The following is a 9,320-nucleotide window of genomic DNA, read 5'->3' as shown; positions in this document are numbered from 1 at the left end:
GGTTCACGCCAGCATCATAGCAGCTTCAAGAGCGCCATAGATGCCCGGAGCGCCAACAGTCAGCTACCCCGCACCCCACCCACCTCGCCTCCCCGTGACACCTCCCCGTGACACCTCCCCGTGACGATCTTGCAGTTATCGAGAGCCTTTGCCCGAATTGTCCGTCGATAAGCGCAAGATCGTCGCGATCATGGGCGGGTGAGGCGGGTGAGGCCGACGGGTGTGCGGGCGCCTCGGCCGGAGACCAACACGGCCACGATGATCAACGCCGCGCCGATCAGCAGGCCGATGCCGGCTCCGGGACCGCCCGGGACGACGACGTCGATCAGCAACGCCCCGACGAGTTGACCGGCGACCACCCCGAGCCCGGTCCGCAGCACCCCGACCGACCGGACGCCGATCAGCAACGCCACCACGATGCACACCCCGAACAGGCCGCCGAGATAGAGGTACCACTGACCCGGCCATCCACCGCTGGCCGCCGCCCCGTACGCGCCCAGCAGCCCGGCGGCGATCAGCACCAGCGGTGTACTGACCACGAAGTTCGCCACCGTTGCCATGGCAGTCGTGCTGGCCGCCGAGACCCGACCGTTGAGCGCTGACTGGATCGCCACCGCCAGCCCCGCGGCGACGGCGAGCACGATCAGCCCGACCGCGAGCTGCCCGACCGGCCGGCCGAGCTGCGCCACCACGACCGCCCCGACGCCGAGCAGCGCCCCGACCAGCCGGGGGCCGGTGATGGCGATGCGCCCGGCCGGGGCCAGCCCGACCCGGTCCACCGCCAACCCGCCGAGGCTGTTGCCGGCCACCTGGGCGATGGTCAGCACCGCCACCCCGAGCACCGGCACCGTGTAGGTGGCGGCGGTGACGAAGAACGCCCCGCCGATCCCGCCGAGGTAGGTCCACCACGGCAGCCGGGCCGTCCGCAGGGTACGCAGCCCCGCCCGCATCGACGGGATGAGCAGCAGTCCGAGGGCGACCAGCAGCGAGCCGCCGATGTTGTTGACCACCGCGCCGATGGCGGCGCTGCCCATCCGGGCACCGAGCTCGGCGTTGACCGCGCTCTGCGAGGCGGACGCCACCCCGCCGAACCCGGCGATGGTCAACGCCAGCCAGGGCGGCAGCGCTCCGGCGACGCGGAGCGCCACCGCCCGATCGGTGGCTGGTGGATGGTCCGGTGGTTGCACCCGATCAGTGTCCCTGCCGGTCAATCCGAGAAGCTGACCTGGTACGTCCGGGTCTGGGTGCCGTCCTCACTGGTGAGGCTCACGGTCGCGACCCGCCCGTCGGCGTCCGCCTGAGCCACGACGACCCGCGCGTACGGGTCGACGGCGACCGCGCTGACCTGCGGAAGCCGCAGCCCGGCCGGCACGGTGTACGCCGTCTGGTCGGGGTCGAAGCCGGCCAGCGGCACCCCGTCGAGGGCGATCGAGGCGGCCGTCGCGTCGGCGGAGGTCCCCGGCACCTGGGCGAAGACCTCGATCTCGCTGACCGTCATGTGCCGGTCCGGGTGTGCGGTGAGGACGACCCGTACCGCGTCGGTGGTCGCCGCGACCGGCACCGACACCACCGGTGCGGCCGGCGTGCCGGTGGGGACGGTCACCGCGGCGCCGGCGTCGACCCAGTCACCCTGCGCGTCGCGGACCTGCACCTGCAGGGTACGGGCGTAGCTGTCGGAGCCGTCCCGGTAGAAGTGGGTGACCACCCGGGTGAGTGCGCGGTCCCGGGGCAGCGTGACGGTGAGCGTGTCGGCGGTGTTCTTCGTCCCGGACCGCCAGTTCGACCATGCCTTGTCGGTGAGGTTGCCGTTGATCAGGCCGGCCGCGGAGTATCCGGGTTCGGTGAAGGTCGCGGTGGCCCCGGCGGCCGCCGCCTTTGCCTCGACCGGGTCGGTGACCTGGATCCGGACGGTCGCCGCCACGGTGCGTCCCTCGCCCGCGTCGGCCCGGCCGGCGAGGGTGACGACGCCGGGATGGTCGAACGCACCGGCGGCGGGGGTGTCCCACTCGACGGGGCGTTCGACCGTGACGCCCTGCGCGGAGACCGCGGTGACGGTCGCGGGCAGGTCGGGCAGTCCACCGACGAAGGTCTTCGCCCGGGTCGGTTCGGTGGCGGTGAGGGTGTCGACGACGACCGTGGCCCGGGCGAGGTGGGTGCGGCCCTGCGCGTCGACGACCCGGCCGGTGACGGGCACCGTGCCCGGCTGCTTCCAGCGCACCGGGGCGACGTCGCGCCAGGTGACCGGGAGCAGGTCCCGGACGCCGTCGCGGGTGCGCGGCACCACCGTCGCCGGCAGCTGCGGCGCGACGCCGGGCGTGGTGAACAGCTCGACCGGTTCGAGGCCGACGATCTTCTCGTCGATGATCCGCCAGAGCTGGTTGACCCCGGAGTTCGGCAGCCAGGTGGAGACCGGAGCACCGTCGTTGGTGGCCTGGCCGCCGACGTCGAGCAGCCGGCCGGTGCCGACGTTGACGAAGGTGTACGTGCCGTCGCCGGTGGTGGAGAGCATCCACTGGGCCTGCGGGTCGGGTTCGCCGGTGTCCGGGACGACGACGGTGGCGCCGTCGACGACGGACAGTCGGCGGCCGCCGTCGACGGTGGTGACGGCGTACCGGGCCCGGTTGTGGTGGCCCTCGGTGAGCTTGGTGAGCTGCCACAGCTGGCTGGCGTCGTGCGGGGCGTCGGTGCGGATCACCGCGCCGGTACCCGCCGGGGTCAGTGACCGGCCGCTCTGCACGCCCTGGATCCGGTAGACGTGGTTGTCGCGGATCAGCGAGGTGTCCAGCAGGACCCCGGAGACGCCCTCGATCAGGAAGGTGGTCACCGACTGGGCGGGTACGTCGAGCCGCGCGGTGCGGTCGGTGACGGCCACCGGGGTGCCCTGGCGCAGGGCCCCGTCGACGTCGGTGACGATCGGGGTCACCGACGCGCCCGGTTCGACGATGCGGAACGCCGACAGGTCGAGCTGCACGGTCCGCGCCTCGGTGGCGGAGTTGACGTGTACGACGGTGGCCCGCTTGCCGGTGGAGATCGCCGCGACGCTGTTCGGGTCGTCGACCTTCATCAGTCGGTCGCCAGGGCGGATGTGGTGGGTGAAGTTGCGCAGGGTGTGGAACTTGGTGTTGGTGTAGATCGGGCAGGTCTGCAGAGTGTCGGTGGCCGTGCAGTCGAACGGCACCTGGATGCTGCCCCAGTTGCCGCCGAGCGGGAACTCGCCGCCGGGCGCCATGTTGTCGTAGTCCTCGACCGGCTGCCACAGCACCCAGGCGGTCGGCTCCAGCTCGCGCAGGTCGCCGACGATGTGCTGGGCGATGCCGAGGCCGGGGAGCATGCTGGTGAAGTTCTGGGCCCCGCTGCCCCAGGAACCCTCCACCTCGCTCATCCACAGTGGCTTGTCCGCGCCCTTGGCGACGTCCCGGACGGCGGTGCGCTGCCCGGTGCCGTAGGTGTGCACGTTCAGTTGGGCGACGCGGTCGCGCACGTCGACGCCGTACGCGTTCCAGTTGGTGAGGAAGGCGCCAGGGTTGGTCTCGTCCATCGCGGAGATCGCGGTGTCGCTGCCGGCGGCCCGCAGTTCGGCGTGGACCGCGTCGATCAGTTGCTGTTGCACTGCCGGGCCGACGTGGGCGCCTTCCTGGCGGCCGCCGACCGGTTGTCCGTCAGCGCCGAGCCGGGTCGACCAGTACGGCGTGTTCGGCTCGTTGAGCGGGTCGATGGTGTCGACGGTGATGCCGTGCGCCTGTTCCAGGTGCTGGGTGACCCGCACGAGGTAGGTGGCGAAGTCCTCGAGGGTGTCCGGGCGGAGCTGCTCGGCGTTGGCGTCGAAGCCGCCGGAGACGTAGCCGCTGACGGTCTGGAACCAGGGCGGCGAGTTGCTGAACGTCTCCCAGTGGGTGACGTCGTCGGCGATCCGGTCGATCCACCAGCGTTGCGCCGGGTCGGCGTCGAGGTTCCAGTGGTCGGGGTCGTCCGGGTCCCACCAGTCGCGGTCGTCGCGGGTGGTGCCGGCCGGGGCCTGCCACCAGCCGGGTACGGCACCGCCGGGGCGCAGGTAGTCGGGCACGTCGGGGGCGTTGCCGCCGCCGATGTTGTAGCGGGCGATGTTGAGGTTGAGCCCGTCGTCGCCGAAGAGCAGCTCGGCGAGTTGCTCGCGGATCTCGTCGGGGTAGCCGCCGGTGGCGTTGGCGAACCAGACCAGGCTGGTGCCCCAGCCTTCGAACTTCTGGCCCTGGTACGCCGGGTCGGGACGGACGGTGACCACGGTGTTCGCGGCCTCGGTGGCCGAGGTCGAGGGGTTGGGGCCGGCGGATCCGGGGGCGGGGATGCCGACGACGGCGCCGACCGCCAGGGCGGTGGCGCTCAGCGCCGCGCCGAGTCGTGCTGCCGAGCTGTGTCCTTGCACGGTGGACGGGCCTCCTTCGGTACGCGACCAACGGTGATGTTCGCGTAAACAGCGGCGCCGTCGGTGCGTCGGTCGGCCAGAGTGTCACCGGGCTGCGTCGTCCCACGGATCACCATCGACACAGCCCGGCAATGTTTACGTAAACATCGGCCCTGATGGTGGCACCGCCACCCACCAGCGTCAAGCCTGTGAACGGCAGAGATCAGAACGGGTACCGGGCGATGTCGCCCTGCATGGTGACCCACTGCGTCTCGGTGAACGCCTCGATGTTGGCGGTCGGCCCACCGAACCGGGCCCCGGTGCCGGAGGCACCGACCCCACCGAATGGCGCCACCGCCTCGTCGTCGACTGTCTGGTCGTTGATGTGCACGATGCCGCTGGGAATCCGGTCGGCCAGCGCCAGCGCCTTCATCACGTCCCGGCTGAGGATGCCCAGCGACAGGCCGTACTCGGAATCACGGGCCAGCTCGACGGCCTGGTCCAGGTCGGCGAAGGTGGCCACCGGGGCGACCGGACCGAAGACCTCCTGGGCGAACGCCGGAGTGTCGGCGGTGACGTCGGCCAGCACGGTCGGCCGGTAGAACAGCTCGTCGTAGGTGCCGCCAGCGGCCAGCCGGGCACCGGCGTCCACACTCGCCGTGACCAGCGAATGGATCTTGTCGCGCTGCCGTTCGTCGATGATCGGCCCGAGCGCCACCTGCCCCTTGGCCGGGTCGCCGACCGGCAGATGATCCGCCTTCTCGGCCAGCTTCTCGACGTAGCGCTCGGCGACGCTCTCGTGCACCAGGTGCCGGCCGGTCGTCATGCAGATCTGCCCCTGGTGCAGGAACGAACCCCAGGCGCCGGCGGAGGCGGCGAGGTCGAGGTCGGCGTCGTCGAGCACGATCAGCGCCGAGTTGCCGCCCAGCTCCAGGTGGGCCCGCTTGAGGTGGCGACCGGCGGCCTCGCCGACCTTACGACCGGCGGCGGTCGAGCCGGTGAAGCTGACCACCCGTACCTGCCCGGCGGCGACCAGCGCCTCCCCCACGTCGGCTCCACCGGGCAACACGTGCAACAGCCCGTCGGGCAGGCCCGCCTCCTGGAAGATCCGGGCGAGCGCCACCCCACCGCTGACCGCCGTACGCGGGTCCGGCTTGAACACCACGGCGTTGCCGAGCGCCAGCGCCGGGGCGATCGACCGGATCGACAGGATGAGCGGGAAGTTGAACGGGGAGATCACGCCGACCACGCCGACCGGCAGCCGCCGGGCCAGGCTCAGCCGGGGCTGCGCGCTGGGCAGGATCTCGCCGAGCGGGTGTGAGGCGAGCGCGGCGGCCTCGTAACACTCCTGCGCGGCGGTGGTCGTCTCCACCCCGGCCTTGGGCGGGATGGAGCCGGCCTCGCGGACCAGCCAGTCGCCGATCTCGTCGGCGTACTGCTCGAACAACTGCCCGGCCCGGCGCAACACCGCGGCCCGGTCCAGGTACCGGGCCGCGGCCCAGTCGCGCTGCGCCTGCGCGGCCTGGACGCAGGCCCGCGTCACGTCGTCAGGGTTGGCCAGCCCGACCTGGCCGATCTCCTCCCGGGTGGCGGGCGACCGGACGGGTCGGGTGCCACCCGCCGCCTCGATCCAGCCGCCGCTGTAGATCATGCCCCGCCACGTCGTCGTGTCGAGCAGTCCCATGAGTGAGCCTCCGGTCTGGTCACGAACCTCAAGGTGTCCGTCGTAACCTTCCCGAAACCGCCCGAGATCCACCACCGGAACGCAACAATCACCCAATTGTCAGGTCCGGGCCCGCTGGACCATGCGGCTGGTGAGGAACGGGCTCGGTGGCCGTGCTACAGCACCAGCAGGGTGCGGGACCGTTGGCGTTCCTCGTCGTCGGGGTTGTGCGCCAGGGGCACCCGCCCCTACGCCCGATCCGCCCGCGCCATCCGGTGGTTGGGAAACGCGCGACGGCCGTGCTCAGAGGCGGCAGGCGTGGATCGAGGTGACCAGGATGGCGCGGGCGCCGACCTCGTACAGCTCGTCCATGATCCGGTGCACCTCGGCGCGGCGGACCATCGCCTGCACCGCCACCCAGCCCTCCCGGTGCAGCGGTGAGATGGTCGGCGACTCGATGCCCGGGGTGAGCGCGCTCGCCTGCTCCAGCAGGTCGGCGCGCACGTCGTAGGCGAGCATCACGTACCGACGGGCCACCAGCACGCCCTGCAGGCGACGGATCAGCTGGTCGGCCTGGCCGGTGGTGGGGGTGCCGGCCGGGTGCACCAGCACCGCCGAGGAGCGCAGGATCGGCTCGCCGACGGTGACCAGGCCGGCCTGGCGCAGCGTGGCGCCGGTCTCCACCACGTCGGCGATGACGTCGGCCACACCGAGGCGGATTGCGTTCTCCACCGCGCCGTCGAGCCGGATCACCTCGGCCTTCAGCCCGTGTTCGCCCAGGTAGCGCTCGACCACCCCGGGGTACGCGGTGGCGATGCGCCGCCCGGCGATCTCCTCGGGGACCCGGCTCAGGGTCTGCGGGCCGGCGGCGAACCGGAACGTCGCGCCGCCGAAGTCGAGGTCGAGCAGCTCCTCGGCCGGGCTGGCCGAGTCGATCAGCAGGTCCCGGCCGGTGATGCCGAGCTCCAGCTCACCGGTGCCGACGTAGGTGGCGATGTCGCGGGGGCGCAGGTAGAAGAACTCGACGTCGTTGGCCGCGTCACGGCAGACGAGGTCCTTGGGGTCGGTGCGTTGGCGGTAGCCGGCCTCGCGCAGCATCTCGGCGGCCGGTCCGGAAAGGGTGCCTTTGTTGGGTACGGCGATGCGCAGCATCTCGGTCTCGCTCCTGTTGATCAGCGGTGCACGGTCACAAGGGCGGGTCAGAGATGTCGGTAGACGTCCTCGAGTTCCAGTCCGGTGGCCAGCATCAGCACCTGCGCCTGATAGAGCAGCTGGGAAATCTCCTCGGCGGCCCGCTGCGGGCTCTCGTGCTCGGCGGCCATCCACGACTCGGCCGCCTCCTCGACGACCTTCTTGCCGATGGCATGCACGCCACGCTCCAGCGCGGCCACCGTCGACGAGCCGGGGGTCCCAGCCGCTGCCTTGGCCTGTAGCTCGGCGAACAGCTCCTCGAACGTCTTCACGGTGCCTGATTGTGGCAGCCCGTTGGCAGGTGGGTGCGCACCGGGTCCGCGCCGGTCCACCAGCTGATCACCGCGCGGGGCAGGCGCGGGGTCACCGTACGGTGACCGCCACGTCGGCGAGGTGCCGTTCGCCCTCGTCTTCGACCATCGACTCCTCGTACGCCTCGATGGTGTACGCCCCCGGTGCCAGGGTCAGCTCGACGGTGGCTTCACCACGCCCGGGTGCGCCGGCGTCGAGGGTGACGTGCCGCTGGTGGACGACCTGCCCGCCCTGGCGGACCCGTAGCTGCGCGGTGGCTTCAAAGACGCTGCCGGCGAGGTGCACGGTGAAGGTACGTCCGACGGTGTCGCCGTGCTGCGGTTCGATCAGCCAGAGCATGGCCAGGGTGTCCAGCGGAGCTCCCTTGACGATCTCGCGACTGGTGTCGACGTGGCCCCACAGCCGGTCGACCGGTTCGCCGTCGAGCAGCAGCCGGATCCGCGGGTTGCCGCCGACGACTCCCGCGACCGTCCAGGCGAGCTGCTGTACGGCGGTGGCGGCACCGGCCGCGTCGAGGTTGGCGACCTCGGCGCCGCTGATGTTGACCCCGACGATGTCGTACTGGGTCCAGACGCTGGTCACGGCGGCACCGGTCGGCCAGAGGGTGCGGTAGTCGGGGTCACGCAGCCGGCTGCCGGAGAGCATTTCGGCGAGGGCGGCGCTCAGCTCGCCGAGGACGTCCGAGCTGCCCAGTTCGAAGCGGTGGAACTCCCGGTAGAGCCGCAGCTGGCCGTCGACCTCACCGGCGTAGTAGACCGGCAGGGTGGCGACGGCGTCGCCGGCCTGTTCCCCGGCGGTGCCGGAGGTCGGTGGGGCCACGGTTGCATGGTCGGTGATCTGGCCGTCGAGGCCGCCCGGTGACCGGCTGGCCAGGTCGCCGGGGGTCGCGTCGGGCGGGACGGGTCCGGCGGTGGCCGCCCCGGGCGGCGGGGCGGGCGGCGGGGTCGGCAGGCAGCCGACGACACCGACGAACGTGGCGGCGACGGTCGCGGCGGCGGTGCCGAGCAGGGCCACCGGGACGCGGCTGCGCCGCCGGGCTTCGATCTTCTCCTGGATCGAGGTCAGCGCCTCCGGGCTGATGTCGACCCGGTCGGCGTGACCGCGCAGGACCCGGCGCAGCAGGTCTTCTCCGCCGGGCTGGGTGTCGTGGTTGTCCATCACAGTCCGTCCAGGCTGCTACGCAGGGCGGCGATGCCGCGTGCGGTGTGGCTCTTGACGGCGCCCCGGCTGACGCCCATCGTCTCGGCGATCTGCGCCTCGGACAGGTCGGCGTAGTAGCGCAGCACGATCGCCTCCCGCTGGCGGGGCGGCAGGGCGCGCAGCGCGATCACCACATCGTCGTGGCGGAGCTGGTCCAGCGCGCCGGCTTCAGCGCTGGGCGCGTCGGGGTCTGGGCGCGCGGCGGCGAGGTGGGCCTGCACGACCCGCCGGTGCCGGATCGCCGAGCGGCACCGGTTGCAGACGGTGACCCGCAGGTACGCCAGCGCCTTGTCTTCGTCGCGCAGCCGCCACCAACGGCTGTGCAGGGCGACGTAGGCGTCCTGCACGATCTCCTCCGCCATGCCGGGTTCGCGCAGCAGCAGGGTGGCGAGCCGCACCAACGACCGGCAGTGCGCGGCGAACAGGCGGGTGACCGCCTCGTCCGCCGCCCACACCGATGTCTGCGTCCGCTGCCGCGGCATCGTCCTCCCCGTGCACAGGCCGGTAACCAGTTCGGGTGTCACGCCAACTACGACGTGTCACCAGCGCATCTGGTTTACCGCTCCAGCGGCG

General features: G+C 72.0%; 7 protein-coding genes. All 7 read right to left on the bottom strand.

Annotation, left to right across the window (positions count from 1 at the left end; genetic code table 11):
* Positions 1 to 188 precede the first annotated feature (188 nt).
* The 7 genes from ACFHVL_RS20710 to ACFHVL_RS20680 all read right to left on the bottom strand — a co-directional run bounded on the left by ACFHVL_RS20710 (position 189) and on the right by ACFHVL_RS20680 (position 9,229).
* Entirely contained in the window at positions 189 to 1,187 is a 999-nt protein-coding gene (locus ACFHVL_RS20710; RefSeq protein WP_416629939.1) for a DMT family transporter, read from the bottom strand.
* Between the two features lie 20 nt (positions 1,188 to 1,207).
* The gene (locus ACFHVL_RS20705) at positions 1,208 to 4,402 is read right to left on the bottom strand and encodes an RICIN domain-containing protein (protein ID WP_416629938.1); all 3,195 of its coding nucleotides are present in this window, start codon (positions 4,400 to 4,402) and stop codon (positions 1,208 to 1,210) included.
* Between the two features lie 202 nt (positions 4,403 to 4,604).
* Positions 4,605 to 6,065: a benzaldehyde dehydrogenase gene (locus ACFHVL_RS20700; protein WP_416629936.1), complete on the bottom strand. Its 1,461-nt coding sequence runs from the start codon at positions 6,063 to 6,065 to the stop codon at positions 4,605 to 4,607.
* A 282-nt stretch (positions 6,066 to 6,347) separates the two neighbouring features.
* Positions 6,348 to 7,196 carry an ATP phosphoribosyltransferase gene (gene hisG, locus ACFHVL_RS20695; protein WP_416629935.1) on the bottom strand — a complete coding sequence of 283 codons (849 nt, stop codon included), beginning with the start codon at positions 7,194 to 7,196 and terminating at the stop codon, positions 6,348 to 6,350.
* A 47-nt stretch (positions 7,197 to 7,243) separates the two neighbouring features.
* Complete coding sequence (locus ACFHVL_RS20690) at positions 7,244 to 7,507, bottom strand: phosphoribosyl-ATP diphosphatase (RefSeq protein ID WP_416629933.1); 264 nt, start codon at positions 7,505 to 7,507, stop codon at positions 7,244 to 7,246.
* Between the two features lie 91 nt (positions 7,508 to 7,598).
* Positions 7,599 to 8,705, bottom strand: a complete 1,107-nt coding sequence (locus tag ACFHVL_RS20685; RefSeq protein ID WP_416629931.1) for a Gmad2 immunoglobulin-like domain-containing protein — start codon at positions 8,703 to 8,705, stop codon at positions 7,599 to 7,601.
* Entirely contained in the window at positions 8,705 to 9,229 is a 525-nt protein-coding gene (locus ACFHVL_RS20680; RefSeq protein WP_416629929.1) for a SigE family RNA polymerase sigma factor, read from the bottom strand. Before ACFHVL_RS20680 ends, ACFHVL_RS20685 begins: the two co-directional genes overlap by 1 nt.
* Positions 9,230 to 9,320 lie beyond the last annotated feature (91 nt).

The sequence above is a fragment of the Micromonospora sp. LOL_023 genome, from assembly GCF_048060115.1.
Taxonomy (GTDB): Bacteria; Actinomycetota; Actinomycetes; order Mycobacteriales; family Micromonosporaceae; genus Micromonospora_E.
The sequence above is the reverse complement of the archived record's forward strand: the minus strand, read 5'-3'. Positions and strand labels throughout refer to the sequence as shown.